Raw genomic sequence first — 26,835 nt, 5'->3', positions numbered from 1 at the left:
GGACCGCGATTCGCGGCCCCCCTTTTTTACGTCTGCTTAGAACCCCAGGTCGCTCAGGCCCGGATGATCGTCCGGGCGGCGGCCGAGCGGCCAGTGGTATTTGCGGTCGGCTTCCTTGATCGGCAGGTCGTTGATGCATGCATGCCGATGCGTCATGAGGCCCGCTTCGTTGAACTCCCAGTTCTCGTTGCCATAGCTGCGATACCACTGGCCCGAATCGTCGTGCCATTCGTAAGCGAAGCGCACGGCGATCCGCGGGCCGGTGAACGCCCACAGCTCCTTGATCAGGCGGTAATCCAGTTCGCGCGTCCATTTGCGCGTCAGGAAAGCTTCCACTTCAGCGCGGCCGTTCGCGAATTCCGCGCGGTTGCGCCAGCGCGTGTCTTCGCTATAGGCAAGCGCGACGCGCTTCGGGTCGCGGGTGTTCCAGCCGTCTTCGGCTAGGCGGACCTTCAGCTTGGCGGACTCGAGATCGAACGGCGGTAACGGCGGCCTGGTTTCCATGGTGCATCCTCGTGAGGTTAAGTGGCGAGAACAAGACAAAGCGTAGAAAAAAATCGGGTAGACAGGATTGTCTACCCGCGCACTCTAGCGCAGGGAGACAGACCTGTCTACAATCGATTGTCATGAACCCCACTGATCTGATGGACGCTCCCGACCTCGCGCCGGCGGAGCGCATCCTCCTCACCGCGCACGACCTCTTCTATCGCGACGGCATTCGCGCGACCGGCATCGACCGCGTGATCGCGGAATCGGGCGTCGCGAAGAAAACGTTCTATCGCTACTTTCCAAGCAAGAACGATCTGATCGTCGCGTTCCTCGAATACCGGCACGACAACTGGATGAAGTGGTTCGACAGCGCCCTCGAGCGCCATGGCGGGAACCTGTCGGCGCTCGTGCCCGCGCTCGCCGAATGGTTCGAAAGCGATGCGTACCGCGGCTGCGCGTTCATCAATTCGGTGGTGGAGGTGGGCGGCACGCAGCCGGAAGCCGTCGAGATATCGCGCCGCCACAAGGCGGACATGGCCGCGTCGATCAGGAAGCTGCTGCCGCCGTCGCGGACCACGAAGGCCGACGCGCTGGCGCTCGCGGTCGCGGTGGACGGCGCGATCGTCGCCGCGCAGTTCGAGGCGTCGCCCGCAGCGGCGCTGAAGTCGCTCGCACGGCTCGTGCGCGCGATCGGTAGCGAAGCGTAGGGCAAAAAAACACCGGCGCGGGGCCGGTGCAGGAAAGGTTGGTCCGAGGGACGTGACTCAACCTGAGAGAAATTGCACGGTAACGCAACGCGCCGCGCGTGAACAATCGTTAGTTTCGATCGCGGCGATAGCCTTTGCCACACGCTGCTCGCGCGTCTTAGTGCGCCGCTTACAGACCTTACTGACTCGCGACGATTTGCGCGATGATCCCCGACGCCACCGCGACGAGCAGATAGTCGCCGCCCACGCCCACCCACTGATAGCCGCGCGGCGGCTGGTGCAGGCCGTAGCCGCGCCAGTCGTCGACGACGTACTGGCGGTCGCGGTAGTCGTGCGCGAGGCGGTCGCCCTTATGCCATTCGCCATGGCCGGGGCCGTCGGGGCCGCCCTGCGCGTGCATCGGCGGGCGGACGTTTTCATGCCCGCTTGCATGCCCGTTGTCGTGGCGATTGTCGGCGGGACCGTTTGCGTGGTGTCCATTGTCCGGACCGTGGGCTTCGTGATGCTCGTCGCCGGGGCCGCCAGGCCTGCCCTGGGCAAAGGCCGCGGCGGTTGAAAGACTCACGCTCGCACAGAGCAGCGCAGCAACGATTCGACTCTTCTTCATATGCACCTCTTCAACGATCCCGGAACGGGCCGATAAAAAAAATCGTCCGGCAATGCTTTCATGCTGGACGAATCGGAAGGGGTGACTCTACGCGCCCGATGCACGCGGCGCCGTTTCATTGTGTAAGCAACGCTTACCGAGTCTTACCGTATGGTGAATGTCGGTTAGGTGTAAGCACGCTCGCGCTTCGTCATCGACGCCTCGATCACACGGGCGAGCGTGCGAAACGCGGGCTCGATCTGCTCGTTGGGCACGCAGGCATATCCCAGCATGAGACCCGGCCGCGCCGATGCCTGTTCGACGTAGTAATTCGCGAGCGGCCGCGTGACCACGCCGGCTTCGAGCGCAGCCGCGGCAACCGCGCGGTCGTCGGTACCCTCGGGCAGGCCGAGCACGAGGTGCAGCCCGGCCTCGTCTCCCATCACTTCGAGCGTGTCGCCGAAATGCGCCGTGATTGCGTCGATCAGCAACTGGCGCCGCTCGCCGTACAGCGTGCGCATGCGGCGCACGTGCGAGGTCAGATAGCCGTCCATGATGAACTCGGTCAGCACGGCCTGCTGCATCAGCTGCCCTTCGCGATACAGCTCGGCAATGCCGGTGCGAAACGTATCGACGAGAGGCTCCGGCACCACCATGTACCCCATGCGCAGGCCGGGATACAGCATCTTCCCCAGACTGCGGACATAGATCACCTGCCCCGCCTCGTCGAGCCCCTGCAGCGAGGCGAGCGGCCGGCTGCCGTAGCGGAACTCGCTGTCGTAGTCGTCCTCGATGATCCACACGTCGTGCTGGCGCGCGAATTCGAGCAGCGTGCGGCGGCGCGCGAGGCTCATCACCATGCCGAGCGGATACTGATGTGACGGCGTGACGAGCGCGAGCCGCGGCGGCTCCTGCATGTCGGGCTCGAGCGGATTGAGCCCTTCGCTGTCGACGGGAATCGGCACGAGCACGAGGCCCTAGGACTGCAGCACGCTGCGCGCGCCCCAATAGCACGGCTCCTCGACCCACGCGCGGTCGCCGAAATCGGTCAGAAGACGCACGGCGAGATCGATCGACTGATGAATGCCGGTCGTGATGACGATCTGGTCCGGCGAGCATTTCACCGAGCGCGCGACGCGCAGGTAATCCGACAGCGCCCGCCGCAGCGGCCGGTAGCCGCCGCCGGGTGCGTAGGTCAGCAGATCGGGATTGGCGCGTTTCCAGAGCCGCGCCTGCAGGCGGCTCCACGTGCGCGCGGGAAACTCGGAGACGTCCGGCACGCCCGGCATGAACGCGCCCCACTGTTTCGGCGACACCCCCGCCTGCGCGATGAGCCGCGCGCCGCGCCGCGAGATCGCGCATGGCTTGCGCGCCCCGGCCTGCCCGGCGGGGGCGGCTTCCTGCGGGCGCGTGTCGGCGACATAGGTGCCGCTTCCCGTCGACGAAATCACGTAGCCCTCGGCGGTGAGCTGGTCGTAGACGTGCAGCACCGTGTTGCGCGCGATCTCGAGGTCGGCGGCAAGCGTGCGCGAGCTCGGCAGCTTGGTGCCGGGGGCGAGCTGGCCCGTCAGGATGGCCTGCTGCATCAGGTCGAGCACCTGCCGGTACATCGGTTCGGCATGTGCGCGATCGAGCCGGGCGCTCAGCCAGTCGGAAAGAATGATCGTGTCCAAGTAATTCCCCGCGCCACCTTGAAAGTCCCTTCAAGTGGTTCTATTACGAATATTGAAATGGCTCCACATTGTAGAACCGTGGCGGGCTATAGTTATTCGGATCAGTGGAATAAATGTCCCGGGTACGACGGGCCGCCCGGACACATCGAAAAATCAAAGGAGACGCGGACGATGAAATCCGATCAGGTAATCGTCAGTTTTCGGGGGGTGCGAAAGACCTATGACGGCGAGACGCTCGTCGTGAAGGGACTCGATCTCGACATCTATCAAGGCGAATTTCTCACGCTGCTCGGGCCGTCGGGTTCGGGCAAGACCACGTGCCTCATGATGCTGGCGGGCTTCGAATTCCCGACCGGCGGCGAGATCTGGCTCGACGGCAAGCTGCTCAACAAGGTGCCGCCGCACAAGCGCGACATCGGCATGGTGTTCCAGAACTACGCGCTCTTTCCGCATCTGTCGGTGCAGCAGAACGTGGAATATCCGCTGACGGTGCGCAAGATGTCCGCGGCGGAGCGCGCCGAGCGCGTGAACACTGCGCTCAAGATGGTGCGCATGGAGAGTTTCGCGAAGCGTTATCCGGCGCAGCTCTCCGGCGGCCAGCAGCAGCGCATCGCGCTCGCACGCGCGCTCGTATTCGAGCCGAAGCTCGTGCTGATGGACGAGCCGCTCGGCGCGCTCGACAAGCAGTTGCGCGAGCACATGCAATACGAGCTCAAGTCGCTGCACGAGAAGCTCGGCGTGACGTTCGTCTACGTGACGCACGATCAGGGCGAGGCGCTCACGATGTCGGACCGCGTCGCGGTGTTCGACAAGGGCATCGTCCAGCAGCTCGACACCGTCGATCACCTCTACGAAGCGCCGTGCAACGAGTTCGTGGCGAACTTCATCGGCGACAGCAACAAGCTGCGCGGCACGATCGAGGAAACGCAAGGCGATTTCTGCGACATCCGCCTGGCCGACGGCACGCGCGTCTCGGGACTGAACGTCGCGCAGGCACAGCCGGGGGCGCCCGCCATCGCGTGCATCCGGCCCGAGCGCATGAAGCTCTCCGCCGGCGCCCAGCGCCCCGGCGCGAACGCCCTGCCGGGAGAGGCGAGAAGCCTGATCTATTTCGGCGACCACGTGCGCATGCGCTGCGGCGTGCGCGAGCAGGAAGAATGCTTCGTCAAGGTGCCGCTCGGCACCGAGGCGCTCAACGGCTTCACGCCCGGCGCGCCGGTTGCGCTCGAGTTCGCCCCCGAGCATCTGCGCGTGTTCGCGTAAGAACGGTTCCCACCAGCAGTCCAACTCATAACAGCAAGCAGACAGAGGAAACCAGATCATGAAGAAGTTCACTATGTGTTCCATCGCGGCTGCGGCTGCGCTCGCGTGCGCATCCGGCGCGATGGCGGCCGAGCTGACCGTCGTTAATTTCGGCGGCGCGAACGGCAACGCGCAGAAAGTGGCGTTCAACCAGCCGTTCGAGAAGGAGTCGGGCGCGAAGGTGACCGCCGTCGAGTACAACGGCGAGCAGGCCAAGGTCAAGGCGATGGTCGAAGCCAAGCACGTGAACTGGGACGTCGTCGAAGTCGAATCGGGCGATCTCGGCCGCGGCTGCGACGAAGGTCTCTACGAAAAGCTCGACTGGTCGAAGATCGCGAAGAAATCCGACCTCGTGCCCGAAGCGCCGGCCACGTGCGGCGTCGGCTTCTTCGTGTGGTCGACGGCGCTCGCGTACAACGCCGACAAGCTGAAGTCGGCGCCCGCCGGCTGGGCCGATTTCTGGGACGTCAAGAAGTACCCGGGCAAGCGCGGCATGAGAAAGGGCGCGCGCTACAACCTCGAATTCGCGCTGATGGCCGACGGCGTCGCGCCGAAGGACGTCTACAAGGTGCTCGGCACGAAAGCCGGCGCCGACCGCGCGTTCAAGAAGCTCGACGAGCTGAAGCCGAATATCCAGTGGTGGGAAGCGGGCGCGCAGCCGCCGCAGTTCCTGGTGGCGGGCGACGTGGTGATGTCGACCGCGTATAACGGCCGCATCGACGCTGCGCAGAAGGAAGGCAAGAACCTGAAGGTCGTGTGGAACGGCAGCATCTACGACCTCGACTACTGGGCCATCCCGAAGGGTTCGCCGAACAAGGACCTGGCGACGAAATTCATCGCCTATTCGGTGTCCGACAAGCCGCAGCAGGTGTACGCGAAGAACATCGCGTACGGTCCGGTGAACAAGGCCGCGATCAAGGCGCTCGACGCGAAAACGCAGGCCGACATGCCGAACTCCCCGGCCAACGCGAAGAACGCGGTGCTGCAGGACATGGCGTTCTGGACCGATCACGGTGACGAACTGGAACAGCGCTTCACGGCGTGGGCGTCGAAGTAAGGCAGTCGCACGGCCGCCGTCGGCTTCGAGCGGCGACGGCGGCCGCATGAAAGGAGACTTTGCGTGAACACAATAACGATTGCCGCCGATTCGACACAGGAATCCACGGCGCGCCTGAAGCGCGAGCTGAAGATCGCCGACGCGAAAAAGCGCGCGATGGCGCTGCTCTTGATCGCGCCGCTCGCGATCTTCCTGTTTCTGATCTTCGTGGTGCCGATCGGCGCGCTCCTGACGCGCGCGGCGGAAAACCCCGAAGTGGCGACCGCTCTCCCGCATACGGGCGTGGCGCTCGGCCAGTGGGACCGCAAGTCGCCGCCGCCCGACGCGGCCTACGCCGCGCTCGCCCAGGACCTGACCGCGATCCAGGACGGCGAATCGATGGGTGCGCTCGCGCGGCGCCTGAACACCGAAATTCCCGGCTATCGCTCGCTCGTCGCGAAGACGGCGCGCGCGATGCCGCTCACGGGCGACGACGGCAAGCCGCTCGCCGCGCCGCAGATCCGCGCGAAGATTCTGGAAATCGACGAGCGCTGGGGCGACGTGAACTACTGGCAGGCCATTGCCAAGAACGCGAGCCGCTATTCGCCGTTCTATCTGCTGGCTTCGCTCGATCACCGGCAGGACGGTTTCGGCAATATCGAGCACGCCGGCCCGGACCAGTCCATTTATCTGAACATTTTCGCGCGCACGTTCGTGATCGGCGTGGCCGTGACGTTCTTCGCGCTCCTGCTCGGCTACCCGCTCGCCTACTGGATTTCGACGCTGCCCGCCCGGAAGGCCAACCTCGTCATGGTGCTCGTGCTGATTCCGTTCTGGACTTCGGTGCTGGTGCGCGTCGCCGCGTGGATCGTGCTGCTGCAAAGCGAGGGGCTCGTCAACAAGGCGCTGATCGGCGCGGGTCTCATCGATCAGCCGTTCGCGCTACTTTTCAACCGCGTGGGCGTCTACATCTCGATGACGCACATCCTGCTGCCCTTCATGATCCTGCCGCTCTACAGCGTGATGAAGTCGGTTCCTCCGACCTACCAGCGCGCGGCCGTGTCGCTCGGCAGCCATCCGTTCGCCGCGTTCTGGCGGGTGTATGTGCCGCAGACGTATCCGGGCATCGGCGCGGGCGTGCTGCTCGTGTTCATTCTCGCGATCGGCTACTACATCACGCCGGCGCTGCTCGGCGGGCCGAACGACCAGATGGTCAGCTACTACATCGCCTATTTCACGAACGTGACGATCAACTGGGGCATGGCCTGCGCGCTCGGCGCCCTGCTGCTCGCCGCCACGCTCGTGCTGTACGTGATCTACGGACGCTTCACGCGCTCGAACGTGAGCCTCGGATAAAGCCATCATGAAACTCGCCAAACCGCTGTTCGCGCCTCATACATCGGCCATCGAGCGCATCTGGTACTTCGCGCTGCGCATCATCTGCGTGCTGACGCTGCTGTACCTGATCCTGCCCGTGCTCGCGATCGTGCCCCTTTCGTTTTCGTCGAGCACATTCCTCGTCTACCCGATCCCCGGTTTCTCGATGCGCTGGTACGAGAACCTCGTCATGTCAGACGAATGGCGGATGGCCGCCAAGAACAGCTTCATCGTGGCGCCGTCGGCCACCATCGTCGCGACGATCCTCGGCACGCTCGCCGCCGTGGGCCTGACGAAGGCCAATTTCCTCGGCAAGGGCCTGCTGATGGCCGTGCTGATTTCCCCGATGATCGTGCCGGTGATCGTGGTCGGCGTCGGGATGTACCTGTTTTTCGCACCGCTTGGCATCGCGAACACGTATTTCGGCCTGATCCTGGCGCACGCGGCGCTCGGCGTGCCGTTCGTCGTGACGACGGTGGCCGCGACGCTGCAGAACTTCAACTACAACCTCGTCAGGGCAAGCCAGTCGCTCGGCGCGAACCCGCTCACCACGTTCTTCCGCATCACGCTGCCGGTGATCGCCCCGGGCGTGATCTCGGGCGCACTGTTCGCGTTCGCGACCTCGTTCGACGAGGTCGTCGTCACGCTGTTCCTCGCCGGCGCCGACCAGACGACGCTCCCGCGCCAGATGTTTACCGGCATCCGCGAGAACATCAGCCCCACGATCGCCGCGCTCGCGACGATCCTGATCGTGTTCTCCACCAGTCTCCTGCTCGCGCTGGAATGGCTGCGCGGGCGGGCCGCGGCGCGGGCCGTCGCGCCCTGAGGCGGTGCGCCGGAAGCCCGTTTGATTTATTCCACGGGATTGTTCGCATCAGCGGGACAGTGTTTTCACTGATGCGGTATTTATCGGAATATGCTTATTGACGTACGTTCTAGGTCAAGCAACGCCTGGACCAGAATGCCATGACAGCATTATTCAAAAGAGCGGACCCGTGGATGCAGACGGTCCACCAACTGAAGGCGCTTCCGACAGAAAGCGCCGAAGCGAACGCCTCGCAGAAGGCAGCACGCGCCGAAAGCAAGTTCGTCGAGCAACTCACACGCGACTGGCACCGTGACCATCCCCGCCAGTCGAACGACCGCCGCCCGTTTCCGCAGGCGGTGGTACGGGTGATCGAGCGGCCGAGCAGCGCGACCGCGCTGGTCTACTGGTCGGACCCCGGCACCTGCCACTACGGCTATCAGGGTTGGCGCGTGACGACGGCGACGGGCGAAGGCGTCTGCTCGCTGTCAGGCACGCCGATTCACCGCGGAGACGCGATCTATCGGCCGTCGCAGCGGGACCCGAAGCCGCAGAACGCGTCGGCGATGATCCTCGCGGCCGCGATGCCCGCCGACGAGGAAATGGAAGCCGATCTGCACGGCTGACGCCGCCAGTCCAATGAAGACAGTCCCTGCCGCCGGTGTTCCGACGGCAGGGACTGTCTTGCGTTCCGGCGGGCACGGTGGCGGCGCGCGGCGTGGCGGGCTTAGTAGCCTACCGTGAAGCGCTGGCGGATATGAGCGGGCTTTTCGAACTCGTCGAGGAAGGCAACCGCGAAGTCCTGAAACGAGATCCAGCTTCGGCCCGTGCCGTCGACGAGCAATTCGTCCAGCCCCAGCCGGAAGTTCTGGGTGCGCTTGCCGTCGACGAATTCCGCCGACGGCGACACGAACGTCCAGTCGAGGCCCCTTTCGTCGCGCAGCGCTTCGAGAAACGCGGCGCCCGCCGTGGCCTCGGTCCTGTACGCCGCGGGAAATCCCGGCGAGTCGATCACCCGCATACCGGGCGCGGCGAAGAGGCTGCCCGCGCCGCCCACCACCATGAGGCGCTTCACGCCCGCCCGCTTGACCGGCTCGCCGATGTCGCCCGCGGTCATTCCGGCGAAACGCACGGTGCAGAACACGGCGTCGTGCCCGGCCAGCGCGGCCGCGAGCGCCGCGGCGTCATGCAGATCGGCGCTCTGCGCGGTCACGCCGGCCTGCGCCGGAACCGTGGCGGCGTTCCGGGCGATGGCCGTCACCCTGTGCCCCCGGCGCAACGCCTCGTTCATCAGATGACGCCCGACGTTCCCCGTCGCGCCGATAATCGCAATCTCGCTCATGGCAGTTTTTTTCTCCTGGTTGCTGTTCAAACGGGCAAAAACGCCCTTCGAACGAAACGATGTTAGTTGCGAATAAAGCTGCGATAAACCCGGACTTTCAACTCAGTTTCTTTCTCATAGCTATAGAATAATTCTGGCAGATTCTTGTCATAAAGCATTTATTAAACGATATACAAATGGCGCGCAAACGCAAGTTTCGCGCCGGTTTTCGCGCCACGACGCTATACTGGTGACGCGCTGTCATAATCCATCCGTATGTTCGCCCGCGCCCGGCGCTATTAAACTGTAGAGCCGCACACTCGTTGCAGATCGCGGACACCGCGAATTTTCAGCGCACTGTGAGGCGCGGAAACTTGCAATCGGGTGAAACGAAAGTCGTAATTTTGTCATCCCTTTGATTTATATTGCACTCTCTCGCCGCTCCATTACCGCAAGGAGTAAATCGTGAAGAATCCGCAAGTGCAGGGTGTTATCGAACGAGGCACGAACCGGGCTGGCGAAGCTCCCTATGAGCCCGCTCCGGTCCGCACGATGCCCGAAGCGTCTTCCGACGATTCCGGCTACTGTGATTCGCTAGACATCCCGCTCGATTACGGCATCGTGATGGAGGCCGTCAGAGACGCTGTACGGGCGAATCTGTAACCCGTCTCGATATCACGCACGCAGCGCCCCCGAGGGGGCGCTTTTTTTTGCCTGCGGCGTGTCGTTTCCCGCCAGTCGGCCGGGCGCGTGGCAGAAAGCCGCCAGAAGTTCGTGCCGGATCGGCATTTCCCGGCATGCCGTTTCACACGGCCGTGACGCTAGCGAGCCGGGAAGCGCGCATCGAGACGGGCAAGGAGCCGGCGTGAACAGCGCGCGGCCCATGCCTGGATCAGCCGGTCGGAAACCCGCGAGAGCGCATACGAGACAACGAGCGTCGCGGCCGTCGTCACGATGAAAAGCGCGAGCGACATCTCCTCGTTCGTGCGCCCGAACGCGCGCGCGAGGAAGTGGAACGTCGCATAGGTACAGATGAAGTGCCAGAGATAGATGCCGTAGCTCTCGCGCCCGATCGCCATCGCGAAGGGCCTGAGAAGCCGCCGCCCGAGCTGCCCCGCGCCGCGTCCGCCGCGCGAGCACGCGAACAGCAGGAACCCGACCGCCCCGCACGCCGCGAAGAACGGCGCGAACTCGTGGCCCTTCGCGAGCCACACGCCGAGCGCCGCGGTGACGAGCGCGAACGCAAGCGCCATTGCGACCGAGAGCCAGGCGCCGCCGCGCGTGATGCTCGACGTGCCCGCGAGGTACGGCCGGAAGATGAACCACGCCCACATCCCGACGATGAAGCACGGCACCTGCACCGGCGGCCAGAAATAGAGGAACGTGTTGTTCTCCACGCTGCAATCGGCAGCGCCGTTGCAGCCGACGAGCCACATCACGCCCGCCGACACGGCCAGCACCGCAACCGATGCGAACACGAGCCGCGCGCGGTTCATCGTGAAGAAGAAGATCAGCGGCGCGAGCAGGTAGAACAGCATTTCGACCCCGATCGACCATCCGCCCGGCACGACATTGTTGATCGCGGAGGGCGACAGCGCGTGCAGGAACAGCATGTTCAGCAGGATGTCGGCGGGACCGTGGGCGCCGAGCACCCACGCGCGGTCGTAACCCCAATGCAGCGCGCCCCAGCTGATGAGCCCGTAGATCGCGATGGCCGCGTAGTACAGCGGCGCAATGCGAAAGAAGCGCTTGATATAGAAGCGCAATGTGATGTGCCGCGCCTCCGGAAAACGTGCACGGTCGGCTTCGAGCGTCATGAAGATCGTGATCGCGCTGATCACGAAGAACAGCTGCACGCCGTATTGGCCCATGCGCGCGACCAGCGCGACGGTCTTCGGCAGATTGGGAAACTGGAACGACAAGTGAACGGCAACGACACCTACGATCGCGATGGCTCGACCGGCGTCGAGCGCGGCTACGCGCCCTTTCTCCATCAATACTCCTCCTCGCATTGCAGGCCGCCTTCGAATCGGCAGCGAGGCCCGTTGACAGCGTGCGTTCCGCTGAAGTTCCGCTTTTTCTGAATGGATTTTGGGGGCCCGAGCGCGCATCGGCGCTTCAACCGGATGCGGCGAATTGTTTTTCGCAATTTTCTTCGGCTAATGTGAGCGGCGTCCCCTTATCCACTTCAGGCAATGAGCACACTCGAAGCCCTACACGCGATCGTCACCGACGAAGGCGCCCCACAGATCATTCGCGATCACGTCGTCGATTCGCTGCAGTTCGCGCTGCGCAACTACCCCGGCTATTTCACGACGAAGGAAGTGCAGTGGCTCGCGCAATGGAACGACACGCGCATTCCGATCGCGGCCGCGAAGATTCTCGGCGAGATCAAGCTCGCTTAAGAGCGGGGCGTTGCGCCCCGGGCCCCGGATGAATGACCGGCGCGCCAAGCGGACGCGTCAGTGCGAGCCCATGCGTGCCTGCCAGTCGTAGCCGTACGTGACCGCGGGTTCGGGTTCGGAAAGGCTCTCGATGAAACGCGCCGCCTCCGGGTCCTTCACGAATGCCGCGGCGGAACTCGCGGCCAGGATCGCCGTGCTTTCCTGCGGACGCGCGACCAGAAAGCCCTGCACGTAGTCCACGCCGATTTCCTGCAATGCGCGCAGGGTATCGGTGTCCTCGACCCATTCCGCCACGCTGCGCATGCCGAGGTTGCGCGCAAGCGCGACGATCGCCTCGACGATCGCGATGTCGGCGGGATGCGCGCACATGGTGCGCACGAACTCGCCGTCGATCTTCAGCGCATCCGCCGACAGCGCCTTCAGATACTTGAACGACGAATAGCCCGCGCCGAAGTCGTCGAGCGCGATCTTGCCGCCCATGTCGTGCACGCGCGAAATGAAGCGCTGCGTGTTCTCGAGGTCATGCAGCGCGACGCTCTCGGTGATCTCGAGGCACAGGTAGTGGACGATCGACCGGTAGCGCGCGAAGAGCGCGAAGATGTCCTCCATGAACTGCTCGTCGTTGAGCGATCCGCCGCTCAGGTTCACGCAGATGAACTGAGTGTTCGGCAGCGCCGCCTGATGCCTTTCTATCCACTCCAGCAGCGTGGTGATGACCCACCGGTCGATGGCCGCGATGTTGCCCGACTCCTCCGCCGCCACGATCACCTTGGCCGCGGGAAGCGTCGCGCCGTCCGGGGCGCGCATGCGCAGCAGCACCTCGAAATTCAGTGACTCGGTCGGCGCGGAGAGCGACATGATCGGCTGCATCACGAGAAAGAGCCCTTCCGGCAGCCGGTTGCGCCCGAGCGTTTCGACGAGGCGCAACTCCTCCGCGCGTTCCTCGAACGCGGCCGCGCCCTTGCGATACGTGACGAGGCGCGTGTGCGCGACCTTCTTCGCCTCGCGGCACGCACGGTCCGCGTGCGAAAGCGCATCCTGCACGCGCACGCCGCGCGAGCACTCGACGAGCCCGATCGACGCCTTCACCTGAAACGAGCGGTTGCCGACCTGGTACGGCGCGTCGCTCAGGACCGCGATCAGCTCGTGACACTGCGCGATCGCGTCGTCGATCTGCGTGTCGCTCATCACGCACACGAACTCGTCGCCGCCGATGCGCCCGACCGCATAGTCGCGCTTGAACAGCGCCCGGGTGCGGCCCGCGACCTGCTTGAGCACTTCGTCGCCGGCGCGGTGGCCGAACAGGTCGTTGACGAGCTTGAAGCGGTCGAGGTCCACGTAGGCGAGCGCCCACGGCAGCGTTTCCTCGCTTTCGGCGGCGATCGCCTTCTCAACGCCGCGCCGGTTGAGCGAACCCGTGAGCGAATCGTGCTCCGCAAGAAAGCGCAGGCGCTCGATCGCCTTCGAGCGCTCCGTCACGTCCTGAAGCGAGCCCTCGATCCAGTTGTTCGAGCGGATCGCCTTCAGCAGATAGCGGCGCTCGGCAGTGCCGCGCGCCGCTGCCCCGCCCATTTCGAGCTCGCCCTCGCTTCCCTTCGACGCGAGCGCCTGCAGCGCGCCCCACGCGCCCGCTTCGAAATACTCGTTCCAGTGGCGCGTCTTGTATTCGGCCCGCTGCAGATCGAGCATTGCGCGCAGCGCGGGATTGGCCCGCACGAAGTGGCCTGCGGAATCGAGCGTGAAAAGGCCGATCGGCGTGACGTCGTAGGTGTTGCGCAATTCGGTCTGCGCCTGCCGCCGGTGCTCGCGCTCGGCGCGCATCTGCTCGGCGATCGCGAAGGCCGCCATCATGCTCGAGGAAAGCGCCGCCATCACCGTGTTCACGCCGCCGAACAGCAGCTTCACGCCGAACGCGGCGCCGAGCACTTCGGAGAAGGTTGCGAACAGCACGATGCCGAGCGACGCGACATACCAGAGCACCGTGCGCGAGCGCGCGAGCCACACGAGACGCACGAGCAGGAAGATCAGCACGGCGATGCCGAATCCGGTGATCACCCAGAGCGTGGGGATGAACTGCGAATACGGCAGCGCGAACGCGGCGGCGAGAAGCGCCAGGCCGACGTACTGAACGATGGTCAAGATCCACCGGTAGCCCACCACCCGCAATTCGCGCCGGAACAACTGCGTGAACAGCGCGGCGGTCAGCAGGTAATACGCGGCGAACGTGATCTGGCGCAGCGGCTGCATGAAGTCGGGCGGAATCACGCGGCCGAGCCATTGCATGTCCCAGCCCATCGCGTTCGCGCACAGCCGCATGTTGCCGACCAGCCAGACCGCGAAGATCACATACGTCCATTCGCGATTGATCAGCGCGGTCACGAACACGAACACGGCAAGCGTGAGAAGCCCGCCCGCGATCAGGCCGGAGCTTTCCTGAAAGTCGAGGGCCGAGTTGCGCAGGCCCTGCCAGTCCCAGGCGAGCACGTTCAGTTGCGCCGGGCCCGAATAGGTGCCGCGGCAAAGCACCGGCACGGGCGCCGCGAGACGGCCGAGCTGGATGGAAAAGCCCGCCTTGACCGAGCGCATTTCGCCGCTCGTGGCTTCACGGTCGGCTTCGCCGAACGGCTGCAAGGTCGATGCGTTCCAGCACGCGAGCGTCTGCGCGTGGCGCGACGGCAATTCCGCGACCGTCGCGTGCACCGGGTTCATGCTGGGGACGGTGAACGTGAACCAGACGGGCGCTTCGGAGAGTTTCGTGCTGTAGCGGCTCGTTTCGGGCGCGTGGCGGAGCGCTTCGAGCGCATCGGCGGGCTGCATCGCATCATGGGCGTCGCTCACGACACGCAGGCCAAGCGGCAGCGCGCCGCGCGATTCGTACTGGCGCGGCAGCACGAATAATGCCGCGATCGTGCCAATCGCGATCAGGAGCGGTACGGCATAAACGGCGACGGCGTAAAGCGCATGGTCGATCCACGAGCCAGTGCGCCTGAATCTCGAAAGGGAAAATAGAGTTACCGACGCCATACCTGGAATATCCCCCGTTTGCACGGCATGCGCCGCGCAGACAATGGCGGACCGGGAAAATGTCCGCCATCGCCACTTCCTGTTACGCAGACCGCTGGGCGGTCCGTTTATTATCTTTTACCTGCCGTAGGCAGCGAGCGAAACCTCCGGGCATCGTACCGTTTCCCGCTCGAAAGATAAATCGGACACACGCAAATCGATATCCGGGTGATGCGTATGCACCATGTAATTGAATAGCGGATGCCGTGCTTCTTCCCAGCGCTGGCGCGCGACGCCGACCTCCTTCGCGAGAACGCGATGCGGCAGGCCGCCCACATGTGCCATCGGGATGTATTCTCCGGCGCCGAAAACATCCTTGAAAAGCATCGCTTCATACTCCCTGTCCAGCGGCGAACGCGCCGTAATCACCATCCAGTCGATTTGCTGCTGCTCGCAATACAAAAAGAGGGCCTTGCAAAGCGCGACTTTCACCACGCGGCCCACCATGCCTCCCGCGACGCCGAGCCGTGTCGCTTCCGCCAGCCGGTCATGCGCGAGCCAGTCCGGCAACTGGACGGACTGCTCCATCCCGAGCGGCGCGAACTGGTTCGTCTGAATCCGCATCGTGCCGAGCGGCGCGCCGTCGAGCTTCGACTCGGCGAGCAGAACCACCGTGCCGGGATCGAGATCGGAGCGCTCCACCACCATCTTTTCGGCGAATTCGGGCAGATGCCGCCCGTAGGCCGAACGGCGGATGTCCACGGCCTTCTGAAGCCCGCGCTCATCGCCGACGATACGAATAGTAAACGGCAGGCGTTCGGATTTCTGGAGCGCACGTCCTGCCGGACCCTCCATGCGGTTGGCTTGTTGAAGGCGGATTTCGGCGGCTTGCGTGGCCAGGTTCAGACGACGTTCCATTGTGTAACCCCATTTTCTTAGCGATTGGAAAATGCCGCGCGTCAAGCAAAAAAAAATCAATTTTTTGCGCGGCGGTTTTAGACTCGCATGAAGTCAAATTTCGGGGTGCGCGCTGCCAAATGTTTCTCGCTAATTTGTGGTGTAAACGCGTGGAAAATTCGTTCTAAACCGATGCGCCGAGCGCATATGGTCATAACGAGCGGTAATACGGGTGCGATCGGCTCATTCGCGAATCGGCGAGCCGTATGCGCCTGATAATCGACAGGAATTTGAAAGAGAAATGGCACGATTTCGGTGCATCGGCATTGGAATCGAATTCGAACAGTGGTTTCGATTCGAAATCCCGAGTTCAGATAGAAACCACGGCGCCCGAAACGCGCAATCGCAAAAGATAATTCGCCGCGCGCGGTATCAGCGCCGCGTGGCGAATGGATGATTAATAGCGAGGGTTTTCGAAAGCGCGCAAACGTTAAACCGGCCGATTTACGCCGGCGTAATTTGCCCGATCGGGCCGCACAAATAAATACGGCTCCGCGAAGGGAGCCGTTGTGTGCCGAGGATCAGTCCTCGTCGTCGAGCCAGGGTATGTCGACGTCGGTAATGAACGCAACCATCGCGAGCGGCCTGCCCTCCTGGCGGCCGATCTTGCCGTCCGCGCGCTGCCATTCGCAGCGGAACACGGTGGCCGGCGTGTCCGCGAGCAGCGTGATCGTACGCAGCTCATCGGGATCGGAGTCCTCCACGGGGCCGTCGAGCGACACCAGGAGCTGCTGCGGCCACATCCCGTCGGCGGGATCGTAGATCTTGTCGCCGTCGTGAATGACGACGAACGCTTCCACGCCGATGGTCGCCGAGGCCTCCACGATCATCTTGCCGAGCGCACGAAGCACCGCCGTCGCGCGGCCCGAGTTGGCCTGCCGGATCGCGAGATCGCCGCGCGTCAGTGCCTGCTCGAGCTTCGGGTTGGTTTTTTGTTGCGCCATCGACTCGCCTCTTTGTCTTCGATTCGCCGTTCGACGGGCCTCGCCCGCCAAAGGTTGCAGGCGCGATCGTACCATTGCTGTCTCAAAGATAGGTCGCGACGCGCCCCGCAGCAATTTTTTGTGCGGCTTCCCGCGAGCCCTGGCAAGGTCGAAAACGTGTTCCCGGCGGCCGCCGAAGCCCGCGCGTGCAAAAGCGGACTCAAGTCCCGGCGCGCGGGACCGATAACGTGTCTATCGAATCCCCACTCGCCGCATGCGGTTGTGCGGCGTGCACGCCGAGCCAGTCATCATGTTCGAGCTCCTTTTTCTTCGCGGCCGGCCGCGCGATGCGAACGGCGCGCCGCGCCGCCATCCCGCCCGCGCGCGCCCGGTCACGCCGGCGCCGTGCCCCGGATGCCGGCCGCAGACCGTGGCGCGGTGATGGAGAGCGCGCAGCGTACGTTCGACGGCATCGCGCTGCACACCCACCTGCAGCCGATCTACAGCCTGCCGCATCAGCGCGAGATCGGCTATGAGGCGCTCCTTCGCGGCGCGACAGGCTCGGGCGCGCTCATCGCGCCGTTCGAGCTGTTCGCGAAGGCGATCGTCGAGGGCTCGGTGTCCACGCTCGACCGCATGAGCCATGCCGCGCACCTGCGCCACGCGGCGTCGCGGCTGCCCGAGGCGACCTGGCTCTTCCTCAACATCAGTCCGGGCACCTTCACCGCTCCGGGCTATGCGCCGCACGTCGCCGGGCTCGTGCGCGCGTGCGGCCTCGCGCCGGAGCAGATCGTCTTCGAGGTGCTGGAATCGGGCGGCACTGAAGTGAGCGAGATCGCGCAGGCGACGCGCGCCTTTCGCGCGCAGGGCTTTCTCGTCGCCGTCGACGATTTCGGCGCCGGTCATTCCAACATCGACCGCCTGCTCACGCTGCGCCCGGACATCGTCAAGCTGGACCGCAGCCTCGTGCGCGCGAAAAGCGCGCACATGCGCGACGCGCTGATGCCCAAGCTCGTCGGGCTCCTGCACGAGTCGGGCATGTTCGTCGTGGCGGAGGGCATCGAGACCGAGGAGGATCTGCTGCTCGCGGCCCGCTCGGACGTGGATTTCGTGCAGGGCTACTTGTTCGGCCAGCCGGCGCCCGAGCCCGAGCCCGCTCCCGACACCGCGGCCACGCGGCTGTTCGAGAGCGTCTTCGATACGCTCTCACACTTGCGCCGCGCCGAGCGGCTCGCGAGCGACATGCTGCTGATGCCGTACCGCTCGCGGCTCACGGAAGCCGCGGCGCGGTTCGCGGCGGGCGCCTCGACCGAAGCCGCGTGCGCGGCGCTGCTGAAGCTCCCGTGCACGCTCAGCTGCTTTTTCCTCGACATACGCGGACGCGAGTTCACGCCCTCCCTGCCCGGCGCCGGCGCAAAGACGCCGAGCGTGCGCTTTGCGCCGATCGCCGATCCGTCCTCGGGCCGCTGGGACAATCGCGCCTATTTCGCCGATGCGCTCGCCAGCCCGCAGCGCGTGATCGAAAGCGCGCCCTATCTGTCCGTGACCGGAACGTCGCTCTGCGTGACGCTCACGATCGCGATAAAACGTCGCGGCGCGTCGGTGGTCGTCGGCGCGGACATCGACTGGCTGCAGTTGTCCGCGGCGGCGTCGGCCATCCTCTAGCCTGCTGCTCGAGCCTGCTTCCCTAGCCCGCCAGCGCCTTCGCGAGCGCGTTTGCCCCCGCGCGCAGCGCCGCGACGTTGCCGGGCTCGAAGGTCCAGTGGCCGGCGGCATCGACGATGGCGAGCTGCGCGCCCGGCCAGCAGCCCGCGAGATCGAACGCCTGATCGGCCGTGCAGACCATGTCGAAGCGGCCATGCACGATCTGGCACGGCAGATGCGCGATGCGCCCGATGCGCGGCAAAAGCGGCTCGGGCGGCAGTTCAGTTGCCATGTAGTGGCGCTCGAGCAGCGCCATGGAAATGGCCGCCGCATTCGCCTCGCGGGTCTCCCCGCGGGTCTCGCCGGACGTCGGGTCCCCGGCCTTCGGCTCCTCCTTTTTCTCGGGCGCGGGCTTGTTCACCACCGACAGCGTCGTCTCATACGCCGTCCATGCGCGCGCGAGCCGCGTGCCCGCTTCGTCGAAGCGCGCGAGCGGCGTCTCGGTCAGCGCCAGGATCTCCGTGCCATTGCGCGGCCGCTGGCCGGAGGCCGCTTCGATCGCGTCGAGAAAGGCACGATGCGCCTCGGGGAAGACGCGCCGCACGTCCCACAGGAACCAGTCGATGTCGTCGCGGCGCGCAAGGAACACGCCGCGCAGGAGGAAACCGAGGCAGCGCCCGGGGTGCGTCACGCCATACGCGAGTCCGAGCGTCGTGCCCCACGAGCCGCCGAAAAGCGCCCACTTCTCGATGCCGAGCGCCACGCGCAGCTTGTCCATGTCGCCGACGAGCGCATCGATGCCGTTGTGTTCGAGCCTGCCGAACGGCGTCGACTTGCCGCAGCCGCGCTGGTCGAAGAAAACGATCCGCCACTTCGACGCATCGAGCACTTCCGCCCACTTGAGGTTCATCGCGCCGCCCGGCCCGCCGTGCACGACGAGCATCACGGGCGCGTCGCGCGGGCCCTGCGCGCGCCAGTAGATGGCGTGGCCGTCGCCCACGTCGAGCATGCCGTCCTCGAATCCGGCTGCTGCCGCTTCAGCTTCCATTTGAACTCCTGGATATCGAAGGCATGAGCCTTTCGGTTTGGTTTCAGTTGCCGGGAACGATCGCGGTCCGGCTCGCGAAATCGGGGCACTAGCGGACACCGGGCGCCCGACACGCTATCCTTCCGGTTTCGCTCAAGCCCGCGTCGTCAGCCCGCGTCGTCAGCCTGCAGTACGCCGTTCACGCGCCACCCGCCCTTCACCATCAAAAACGTTTCAATGCGACGAACCCTCGTCAAGTGGCTCTTCGCCACCTATCTTCTCGGCAGCGGCATCGTCTGGTCGATCCTGATTCTGCCCCTGTTCCCGTTCGTCGGCCGCAACGGCCGCTACAGGCTTGCGAGGCTGTGGTGCCGCGCGATGGTCGTGATGATGCGCGTCATCACGGGCGTCACGTGTTCGGTTGAAGGACTCGAGCAGCTGCCCGAGGGGCCTTTCATCATGCTGTGCCGCCACGAATCGACGTGGGAAACGCTCGCGTTCATGGCGCTTTTTCCGCGCCGCATCAGTTTCGTGTTCAAGCGCGAGCTCGAGCGCATTCCGTTCTTCGGCTGGGTGCTCGTCGGCCTCGACATGGTGAGCCTCGATCGCGGCTCGATTCGCCAGGCGCACCAGGCGGTCACGCGGGAATGCGCGCAGAAGCTTGCGCTGGGCGACGCCGTGGTGATTTTCCCCGAAGGCACGCGCGTGCCGCACGACGCGCCGCTCAAGCTCGCCTCGGGCGGCGTGCGCCTCGCCTGCGCGACGAAGGTGCCGGTCGTGCCCGTCGTGCACGATGCCGGCAAGGTCTGGCCCGCGAAGGGCTGGCCGGACCGGCCGGGACACATCCGGGTCATCGTCACGCCGACGCTGCCGCTCGACTGCACGATTCCGCAGGAATTGAACAAGCTCGCGCAGGAGCAGATGGACGCGGGACTCGCGCAACTGCGCTGAAGTGCCGGGTCAGTAGAGCGGGCGCTGCTTCGCGGCGCACAGGCGGTTCACGGCGGCGAGCAGCGTGTTCACGTCGACGGGCTTTTGCAGATAGCCGTCGTAGCTGACGAAAGCCGGCGGATGCGGATGCCCCGAAATCATCAGGAAAGGAATGTGCGCGAGCGCGGCGTCGTTCTTCATGGTCTGGCACAGCAGCGCGCCGCCGAGGCCCGGCATCACCCAGTCGGACACAACGATATCGACCCGCGTCTCGCCGAGAATCGCCAGCGCGGCGTTGCCGTCGAAAGCGGACAGCACCGCGCACTCCGCATCCTTCATGCAGATCGTCCAGGCTTCGATGGTGGCTGGGTCGTCGTCGACGAGCAGTACGGTCTTCATTTTCGCAAGCGTGTTGGCAAGGCGCTGGGCCGGCGACGCCGGCGGCGCGCAATGAGGGATGTGACCGCGCGAAGCCGCGTTTGTTGCACCGGTTTCGGGCGATTTGCCGTTATCCTCGTAACATTACACGTGCCCGGTAAGTTGTGCCCGGACGGCCGCAGCAGCAGCCGCTACTTCGTACCGATGCGCGCGCGCCCCGCCTCGCGGATCGCATCCATCAGGCTGTCTTCCACCGGCGTGCGCGGCGCGTCGTTGCGGCGGATGAGGCCGATCGGCTCGTCGGTGCCGGCGAACGGCATCGCGAGCGGCACGATGAGGCCGAGCGCGATGTCGTGCTCGACGGCGCCCGCCGGCACGAACCACACGGCGTCGTTGTGCAGTGCGAGCGCGCGCCCGAGCGACACCGAAAGCGTCTCCACCAGCGCCGTGAGCGCATGCGCGCCGAAGGCCGTCAGGACGCTTTCCGCCGACTGCCGGATGAGCGTGCCGAACGGCGGCACGACCACCAGAAAGCGCACGAGCATCGCGGGCGTGAGCGGCGTCTCGAAGGAAAGCGGATGATCGCGGCGCACCGCAACGGCGAGCGGCTCGCGATAGATCTGCTCGAATGACAGTCCGTGCATTCCCTCCGGATCGGACACGCGGCCCACCACGAAATCCACCTCGCCCTCCTTCAGGCGCGCGAGGAGCTGCGTGTTGGAATCGGTCCACACGCTCACCGACACCGCCGGCCACTGCCGCCTGAACGCCGCGAAAGCGGGCGGCAGGAGCGCGGTAGCGGCCGTCGGCAGCACGCCGATCGACAGCGACCCGGGCACCTCGCCGCTCTCGCGCAGCAACACGTCGACGCCCTCGCGCAACGCCGCCACGCATGCGCTCGCGTGCGGCGCGAAGAGGCGCCCCTCGCGCGTGGGCACGGCGCCCCGGCGGCCACGCTCGAATAGCCTGACGCCTAGAATGGACTCAAGCTCTCCAATCGTCTTCGATACCGCCGGCTGCGTGATCGACAGGCTGTCGGCGGCGCGCTGGACGCTGCCCAGCTGCGTCACGGCCAGAAAACACTGGAGATGCCGGAACTTGACGCGCGTGTTGGTGAAGTCGTTATCCATGACGGATCGTTATGGCAGAGTGCACAAAACATCATTTTCCATAACTTCTGCCGTTCGTTAAAGTAGTCTTCAGAAATATCCCATTCCCCGATCCAATAAAAGGAGACAGCCGAATGACATCCCCCATCCTCACGCCGCGCGACTGGGAGTCCCATCCGCCCTACCGCTCCTCCGGTTACAAGTCCTCGGTGCTGCGCAGCCCGTCGCGCCCGCTGATTCCGCTCAGGGAAAACCTGCGCGACCGCCGCGTGCCCGTGTACGGCGCCGAAGACCTGGGCGCGCTCGACAGCGACCTCACGAAGAATGCCGCGAAGAACGGCGAGCCGCTCGGTGAGCGCATCATCGTGACGGGCCGCGTGCTCGACGAAGGCGGCCGGCCCGTGCGCAACACGCTCGTCGAGATCTGGCAGGCGAACGCCGCCGGGCGCTACGTCCACAAGGCCGACCAGCACGACGCGCCGCTCGACCCGAACTTCCTCGGCGCGGGCCGTTGCGTGACCGACAACGAGGGCCGCTACCGGTTCCTGACCATCAAGCCGGGTGCGTATCCGTGGGGCAACCATCCGAACGCATGGCGGCCGAACCACATTCACTTTTCGCTCTTCGGCGAATATTTCGGCTCGCGGCTCGTCACGCAGATGTACTTCCCCGGCGACCCGCTGCTCGCGCTCGACCCGATCTATCAGGGCATACCCGAAAGCGCCCGCGAGCGCCTGGTCTCGCGCTTTTCCATCGACACCACGCAGGAAGGCTACGCGCTCGGCTACGAGTTCGACATCGTGCTGCGCGGCCCGCAACAGACCCCGACGGAGGCTTGAACATGACCGCACTGAAACAGACCCCGTCGCAAACCGTCGGACCGTACTTCGCCTACGGCCTGTGCCCGGAGCAGTACAACTTCGACCTGAAGAGCCTGTTCACGCCGTCGGTCGCCGACCGCGAAGCGGCGGGCGAGCACATTTCGATTGTCGGCAACGTGTACGACGGAGAGGGCAAGGTCGTCGGCGACGCGGTCGTCGAAATGGCCCAGGCGGATTCGACCGGCCACTACGTGCAGACCGTCGAGGAGGCGCGCAAGACCGGCTTTCGCGGCTTCGCGCGCGTGGGCACGGGTACGGACCCGAAGCTGCGCTACGTGGTGGACACGGTGAAGCCCGGGGGCACCGGCGACGACGCCGCGCCGCACATCGACGTCATCGTGCTGATGCGCGGCATGCTGCTGCATGCGTACACGCGCATCTATTTCGACGACGAAGCGCAGGCGAACGCGAAGGACGCGGTGCTCGCGAGCGTGCCCGAGGAGCGCCGCGCGACGCTCGTCGCGAAGCGCGAGCCGGACACGGCAAGCACGATCTATCGCTTCGACATCTACCTGCAGGGCCCGAACGAGACCGTCTTCTTCGATCTCTGATGCCCTCAAGGCGGGCGCGTCCGGCACGATGGTTTATAGTGTCGGACGCATTCACCGCCCGCTTTTCCCCATGACCGAAGCACATTCCCCCTCCCCGCTCTACGTCAAGCTCCTCGCCGAAACCGCGCAGATCGGCTGGTCCGAACTCGAACGTTTCTTCGCGCGCGGCGTGCTGCTCAAAGTGGCGCGCGACCTCGACCTCGTGAGCGTCGCGGAGTGCGTCGCCAACGACGACACGAAGCAGATCAGCGAATGGCTCGCGGCGGGGCTGATCGAGCGCGTTCAGGCCGAAACCGCCGCCGACTACGCCGCCCGCGACCCCGAGCTCTGGGCCGTGGTGGTGTCGCCGTGGGTGTGCATGCAGGAACGCGCGGCGCCGGCCGCCTAGCCTTCGCGCTATTCCCCGCTCTCCCGGCTCCCCCGTTCCTCGCGGGTCGACTTGATCATCACGAGCGTGTCGCCCGCTTCGATCGGGCAATGCGGGTCTTCGTAGAATTGCATCACCTCTGCGCCGCGCGCGAGCCCGATGATGATCGCTCCGTCGACCGCATTCGTCATGCGCCCCACTTCCTGCGGCAGGGCTTTTCTCTCGACCAGCGTGACGCGCCCGCGCGACGAGAGCATGTCGGAGACGAACGGCACGAGATAGCGGCTCTCGACCGCATCCGCGAGCAGGAGGCCGCCGATCTTCGTCGACGACACGATCACGTCCGCGCCCGCCTGCCGCAACTGCCGCTGGAACACGTGTTCCTGAATCCGCACGACGATCTTCACCTTCGGCGCGAAGCTGCGCACGGAGAGCGTGACGAGGATTGCCGTGGGATCGTCGGTGACGGCGACGATCACCGCGTGCGCCTGCGCGACCTGCGCCTGCTGGAGGATGTCCTCGCGCGAGGGATCGCCGAGCAGCCCCGTCACGCCGAGCGACGTCGCGGATTCGAGCGCCGCCTGCTCGCGGTCGATCACGATGATGCTGCGCGGATCGGTGCCGCTCTCCAGCAGCTCGCGCACGGCGATCGAGCCGCTCAGTCCGTAACCGCACACGAGAATGTGCTGACGCAGGTTCCGCTGCAGGCGCTTCATGCGATATTCCTCGACAATTCGCTGGACCACCAGCTGATAGGCCGTGCCCAGAAAGATGAACCAGATCATCACGCGGATCGGCATGATGAGGAGCGCGTCGGTGAGACGCGCGCGCGCCGTCACCGGAACGATGTCGCCGTAGCCGACGGTCGCGACCGTCACCATCGTGAAGTAGATGAGGTCGGCGAAACCCATCCCCTCGCCCGGCGACTTGGTGGAGTCGCGCAGGCCGTCGCGGTCCAGATAGAGGATCGTGAACGCGAGCACGCACAGCGCGAACACGATGTACAGGCGCCGCAGCAGCATGCGCTGCGGCGATATGCCGGGCCGCGTGAACAGCGTGCGCTTGTGCACGCTGCGCCACGACGCGCGCGTGCCGCGCGGCAGGCGCAAGGGCTTTGGCGATCGGCGTCGGCTGAACAAAGTAAGGGACTCGAAGGATTCGGTATCGGGCAATTCTACCGGTTGCCTACCGCGATGCGTTCAATTTGCGCCACAGCGTCGTCTTGCTGATGCCGAGCGCCGCGCAAGCCTTGTCGCGATCGCCGTCGAAAGCGTCGAGGGCGGCGCGGACCTCGTCGGCCTGCGCCCGTTGCGCGCGTTCCCTGAGCGTGGGGGCCCCGGCCGCCGCCGCGGACAGTTCCGGCGCGATGGCGCGCAAAAGCGACGGCGTGAGCGCCTCCGGCCCGGCGTCGTCCAGTTCCACGGCAATACGCTCGATCACGTTCTGCAGTTCGCGCACGTTGCCCGGCCACTGATACGCGGCGAGCATCGGAAGCACGGGTTCCAGCACGGCGCGCGCGGCGGCATCGCTCTGCATGCGGCGCGTCTCTTTCAGCAGGTGCGCGGCGAGCATCGCAACATCCGCGGCGCGCTCGCGCAGCGGCGGCAGCGCGAGATTCAGGATGTTGAGCCGGTAATACAGATCCGCGCGGAATTCGCCCGATTCGACGCGCTCGGTCAGCGCGCGGTGCGTCGCGGCGATGATGCGCACATCGACCTGCAGCGGCTCCGTCGAGCCGAGCCGCACGACTTCGCGCTCCTGCAGCACGCGCAGCAGGCGGCTTTGCAGCGGCAGCGGCATCTCGCCGATTTCGTCGAGAAAGAGCGTGCCGCGATGCGCCGTCTCGATCAGTCCCGCCTTGCCGCCGCGCCGCGCGCCGGTGAACGCGCCTTCCTCGTAGCCGAAGAGCTCGCTTTCGAGCAGCGTATCGGGAAATGCGCCGCAGTTGAGCGCGACGAACGCAAACTCGCGCCGCGCGCTCGCGTTGTGGATGCCCTGCGCGACGAGTTCCTTGCCCGTGCCGCTTTCACCGCGAATCAGCACGGTGGCGTCCGAACGCGCGTAGCGCAGCATGCGCCGGCGCACCTGTTCGATGGCGTCGCACTCGCCGATCATGTCGCCCACCACGTAGCGCGCGACGAGTTGCGGCGCGCGTTGCCGGGCGCGCACCGAGCGGTCCATGCGCTGCAGCGCGACCGACTCCTGGAACGTGACGATCGCCCCCGACGCGCGCCCCTCGCCCAGTTCGCTCCGATGAATCACGTAGCTCGCGCCGCGCACCGTCTCGAGCGACTCGCCCTCGTCCTTTGGCACCGCCGCGGCGACGTCCGGCGCGATCTCGGCGAGGCGCCGGCCAACCGCCTGAGACGGCGTCGCGCGCAGCAACTCGGCCATCTTCCCCGAGAGCGCTTCGATGCGGCCGTCAGCGCTCAGCGCGATCACGCCGTCGCGCAGGTTCTGCAGCACCTGGTCCAGGCGGCGGCGCCGCAGCGTTTCGGCGAGCGTCGCGCGCGCGACTTCGAGGGCGGTATCGAAAGCCGCCTGCACCGACGCGCGCGAATACAGAAACACCGACTTCAGCCCGGCCTTCTCCGCGAGCTCCGTGACGAGGCCCGGCCCGACGATCGCCTCGACACCGCGGTCGCGCAAGTCGAGCACGCAGGCTTCCGCGTCCTGCGCCGCGAGATACGACGACGTCTCCACGCTCACGCCGAACGCCGCAAAGAAGCGCCGGAGTTCGGACGGCGCCTCGCCGTGCATCACGAGCGCCACCGCCTGCGCTTCGCGCCGCGCGCGGGCGAGCGCATGCATCACGTCGAAGCCGGTCGGCGTGACGAGCACGACCGGCACGCCGCTGCGTGCCTTCAGATAGCTGCCGTTCGATCCCGCCGCCACGATCACGTCCGGCCGCTCGGGGCCCGCGTTCTCGATGTCCTGCAGCGCATCGTCGTAGCCGCGCGCGACGATCCGCAGTTCGGCGAGCGGATCGTACTCGGCCGCGATATCGCGATACAGGTCGCGCAGCTTGCTGATACCGATCGCCCAGATGCGCGGGCGGGAAGCGGGGGTGAGGGAGCGGTCCATGGCGCGGCTCGGCTGGCGAAAAACAATGCAGCCATCTTAGCCCGTTATTCGAAGATGAAATCCGAAATTTCATTTCTGAAATCAATGAAAAGGGCGGCCTGCGGCTCGAACCCTTTCGAATCAAGGATTTATCGACGCACCCCGAAGTGGCCTGCAACTTGCCTAGTAGAAGCGCTCTTGGGAGACATACGATGAACACAGACCAATCCGCGAGTGCAGGCGCCCGGTTCCGCGCGGCAGTCGCAAACGAAGCGCCGCTGCAGGTGGTCGGTGCGATCAC

The 26,835-nt window shown here is 65.5% G+C and carries 25 protein-coding genes and 2 pseudogenes; 14 read left to right on the top strand and 13 right to left on the bottom strand.

The features are described from left to right. Window positions 1–36 precede the first annotated feature (36 nt). Window positions 37–504 carry a nuclear transport factor 2 family protein gene (locus BG61_RS24460; protein WP_035940056.1) on the bottom strand — a complete coding sequence of 156 codons (468 nt, stop codon included), beginning with the start codon at window positions 502–504 and terminating at the stop codon, window positions 37–39. A 122-nt stretch (window positions 505–626) separates the two neighbouring features. Here BG61_RS24460 and BG61_RS24455 point away from each other — a divergent pair, with 122 nt between their 5' ends. After that, window positions 627–1,196 carry a TetR/AcrR family transcriptional regulator gene (locus BG61_RS24455; RefSeq protein ID WP_035940054.1) on the top strand — a complete coding sequence of 190 codons (570 nt, stop codon included), beginning with the start codon at window positions 627–629 and terminating at the stop codon, window positions 1,194–1,196. Between the two features lie 178 nt (window positions 1,197–1,374). On the opposite strand, the gene BG61_RS24450 is transcribed toward BG61_RS24455, so the two are convergent. Next, on the bottom strand, window positions 1,375–1,803 hold the full coding sequence (locus BG61_RS24450; protein ID WP_035940053.1) for an RcnB family protein: 429 nt from the start codon (window positions 1,801–1,803) through the stop codon (window positions 1,375–1,377). Between the two features lie 164 nt (window positions 1,804–1,967). Continuing rightward, window positions 1,968–3,455, bottom strand: a pseudogene (pdxR, locus tag BG61_RS24445) (MocR-like pyridoxine biosynthesis transcription factor PdxR). A gap of 171 nt (window positions 3,456–3,626) precedes the next feature. Here pdxR and BG61_RS24440 point away from each other — a divergent pair. The 5 genes from BG61_RS24440 (at window position 3,627) to BG61_RS24420 (ending at window position 8,601) form a co-directional block, all read left to right on the top strand. Next, window positions 3,627–4,718, top strand: coding sequence for an ABC transporter ATP-binding protein (locus BG61_RS24440; protein ID WP_035940051.1), 1,092 nt, complete (start codon window positions 3,627–3,629; stop codon window positions 4,716–4,718). Window positions 4,719–4,776: 58 nt separating this feature from the next. Next, on the top strand, window positions 4,777–5,814 hold the full coding sequence (locus tag BG61_RS24435; protein ID WP_035940049.1) for an ABC transporter substrate-binding protein: 1,038 nt from the start codon (window positions 4,777–4,779) through the stop codon (window positions 5,812–5,814). Between the two features lie 63 nt (window positions 5,815–5,877). After that, a complete protein-coding gene (locus BG61_RS24430; RefSeq protein WP_035940047.1) occupies window positions 5,878–7,149 on the top strand; it encodes an ABC transporter permease in 1,272 nt (423 codons plus the stop codon). Window positions 7,150–7,156: 7 nt separating this feature from the next. Further along, window positions 7,157–7,996 carry an ABC transporter permease gene (locus tag BG61_RS24425; protein ID WP_035940045.1) on the top strand — a complete coding sequence of 280 codons (840 nt, stop codon included), beginning with the start codon at window positions 7,157–7,159 and terminating at the stop codon, window positions 7,994–7,996. Window positions 7,997–8,136: 140 nt separating this feature from the next. Next, window positions 8,137–8,601 carry a DUF3331 domain-containing protein gene (locus BG61_RS24420; protein WP_035940043.1) on the top strand — a complete coding sequence of 155 codons (465 nt, stop codon included), beginning with the start codon at window positions 8,137–8,139 and terminating at the stop codon, window positions 8,599–8,601. A 101-nt stretch (window positions 8,602–8,702) separates the two neighbouring features. On the opposite strand, the gene BG61_RS24415 is transcribed toward BG61_RS24420, so the two are convergent. Further along, window positions 8,703–9,317 (bottom strand): NAD(P)-dependent oxidoreductase, encoded by a 615-nt coding sequence (locus tag BG61_RS24415; RefSeq protein WP_035940152.1) that lies wholly within the window; start codon window positions 9,315–9,317, stop codon window positions 8,703–8,705. A gap of 444 nt (window positions 9,318–9,761) precedes the next feature. Here BG61_RS24415 and BG61_RS24410 point away from each other — a divergent pair, with 444 nt between their 5' ends. Continuing rightward, window positions 9,762–9,959, top strand: a complete 198-nt coding sequence (locus BG61_RS24410) for a hypothetical protein (RefSeq protein WP_035940041.1) — start codon at window positions 9,762–9,764, stop codon at window positions 9,957–9,959. Window positions 9,960–10,117: 158 nt separating this feature from the next. Here BG61_RS24410 and BG61_RS24405 read toward each other — a convergent pair whose 3' ends face one another. Next, on the bottom strand, window positions 10,118–11,290 hold the full coding sequence (locus tag BG61_RS24405; RefSeq protein WP_035940039.1) for an acyltransferase family protein: 1,173 nt from the start codon (window positions 11,288–11,290) through the stop codon (window positions 10,118–10,120). Window positions 11,291–11,491: 201 nt separating this feature from the next. On the opposite strand from BG61_RS24405, the gene BG61_RS24400 reads away from it, so the two are divergent. Beyond that, a complete protein-coding gene (locus BG61_RS24400) occupies window positions 11,492–11,701 on the top strand; it encodes a hypothetical protein (protein ID WP_035940037.1) in 210 nt (69 codons plus the stop codon). 57 nt (window positions 11,702–11,758) lie between these two features. Here BG61_RS24400 and BG61_RS24395 read toward each other — a convergent pair whose 3' ends face one another. The 3 genes from BG61_RS24395 to BG61_RS24385 all read right to left on the bottom strand — a co-directional run bounded on the left by BG61_RS24395 (window position 11,759) and on the right by BG61_RS24385 (window position 16,605). Further along, window positions 11,759–14,725 (bottom strand): EAL domain-containing protein, encoded by a 2,967-nt coding sequence (locus BG61_RS24395; RefSeq protein WP_035940035.1) that lies wholly within the window; start codon window positions 14,723–14,725, stop codon window positions 11,759–11,761. 117 nt (window positions 14,726–14,842) lie between these two features. Next, window positions 14,843–15,559 carry an N-acyl amino acid synthase FeeM domain-containing protein gene (locus BG61_RS24390; protein WP_370818106.1) on the bottom strand — a complete coding sequence of 239 codons (717 nt, stop codon included), beginning with the start codon at window positions 15,557–15,559 and terminating at the stop codon, window positions 14,843–14,845. Between the two features lie 623 nt (window positions 15,560–16,182). Next, on the bottom strand, window positions 16,183–16,605 hold the full coding sequence (locus BG61_RS24385) for a hypothetical protein (protein ID WP_035940031.1): 423 nt from the start codon (window positions 16,603–16,605) through the stop codon (window positions 16,183–16,185). Window positions 16,606–16,998: 393 nt separating this feature from the next. On the opposite strand from BG61_RS24385, the gene BG61_RS24380 reads away from it, so the two are divergent. Then, a complete protein-coding gene (locus tag BG61_RS24380; RefSeq protein WP_232256442.1) occupies window positions 16,999–18,249 on the top strand; it encodes an EAL domain-containing protein in 1,251 nt (416 codons plus the stop codon). A 22-nt stretch (window positions 18,250–18,271) separates the two neighbouring features. On the opposite strand, the gene BG61_RS24375 is transcribed toward BG61_RS24380, so the two are convergent. Beyond that, window positions 18,272–19,276, bottom strand: a complete 1,005-nt coding sequence (locus BG61_RS24375; RefSeq protein ID WP_035940027.1) for an alpha/beta fold hydrolase — start codon at window positions 19,274–19,276, stop codon at window positions 18,272–18,274. 216 nt (window positions 19,277–19,492) lie between these two features. Here BG61_RS24375 and BG61_RS24370 point away from each other — a divergent pair, with 216 nt between their 5' ends. After that, window positions 19,493–20,206, top strand: a complete 714-nt coding sequence (locus tag BG61_RS24370; protein ID WP_035940025.1) for a lysophospholipid acyltransferase family protein — start codon at window positions 19,493–19,495, stop codon at window positions 20,204–20,206. Window positions 20,207–20,215: 9 nt separating this feature from the next. Here BG61_RS24370 and BG61_RS24365 read toward each other — a convergent pair whose 3' ends face one another. Next, entirely contained in the window at window positions 20,216–20,584 is a 369-nt protein-coding gene (locus BG61_RS24365; RefSeq protein WP_035940023.1) for a response regulator, read from the bottom strand. Between the two features lie 170 nt (window positions 20,585–20,754). After that, window positions 20,755–21,693 (bottom strand): pca operon transcription factor PcaQ, encoded by a 939-nt coding sequence (gene pcaQ / locus BG61_RS24360; protein ID WP_035940021.1) that lies wholly within the window; start codon window positions 21,691–21,693, stop codon window positions 20,755–20,757. Between the two features lie 113 nt (window positions 21,694–21,806). Between pcaQ and pcaH the strand changes: the two genes are divergently transcribed. From pcaH to BG61_RS24345, 3 genes are all read left to right on the top strand, one after another. Further along, window positions 21,807–22,511: a protocatechuate 3,4-dioxygenase subunit beta gene (gene pcaH / locus BG61_RS24355; RefSeq protein ID WP_035940020.1), complete on the top strand. Its 705-nt coding sequence runs from the start codon at window positions 21,807–21,809 to the stop codon at window positions 22,509–22,511. 2 nt (window positions 22,512–22,513) lie between these two features. After that, complete coding sequence (gene pcaG, locus BG61_RS24350; RefSeq protein WP_035940018.1) at window positions 22,514–23,104, top strand: protocatechuate 3,4-dioxygenase subunit alpha; 591 nt, start codon at window positions 22,514–22,516, stop codon at window positions 23,102–23,104. 70 nt (window positions 23,105–23,174) lie between these two features. Then, on the top strand, window positions 23,175–23,492 hold the full coding sequence (locus BG61_RS24345; RefSeq protein ID WP_035940017.1) for a DUF2288 domain-containing protein: 318 nt from the start codon (window positions 23,175–23,177) through the stop codon (window positions 23,490–23,492). Window positions 23,493–23,500: 8 nt separating this feature from the next. Here BG61_RS24345 and BG61_RS24340 read toward each other — a convergent pair whose 3' ends face one another. Next, window positions 23,501–24,610, bottom strand: coding sequence for a potassium channel family protein (locus BG61_RS24340; protein WP_035940016.1), 1,110 nt, complete (start codon window positions 24,608–24,610; stop codon window positions 23,501–23,503). A 46-nt stretch (window positions 24,611–24,656) separates the two neighbouring features. Continuing rightward, a complete protein-coding gene (prpR, locus tag BG61_RS24335; RefSeq protein WP_035940013.1) occupies window positions 24,657–26,555 on the bottom strand; it encodes a propionate catabolism operon regulatory protein PrpR in 1,899 nt (632 codons plus the stop codon). 191 nt (window positions 26,556–26,746) lie between these two features. Here prpR and prpB point away from each other — a divergent pair. Beyond that, window positions 26,747–26,835 (top strand): annotated as a pseudogene (prpB, locus tag BG61_RS45045) (methylisocitrate lyase); the annotation flags it as partial.

Source organism: Caballeronia glathei, assembly GCF_000698595.1.
Taxonomy (GTDB): Bacteria; Pseudomonadota; Gammaproteobacteria; order Burkholderiales; family Burkholderiaceae; genus Caballeronia; species Caballeronia glathei.
The sequence above is the reverse complement of the archived record's forward strand: the minus strand, read 5'-3'. Positions and strand labels throughout refer to the sequence as shown.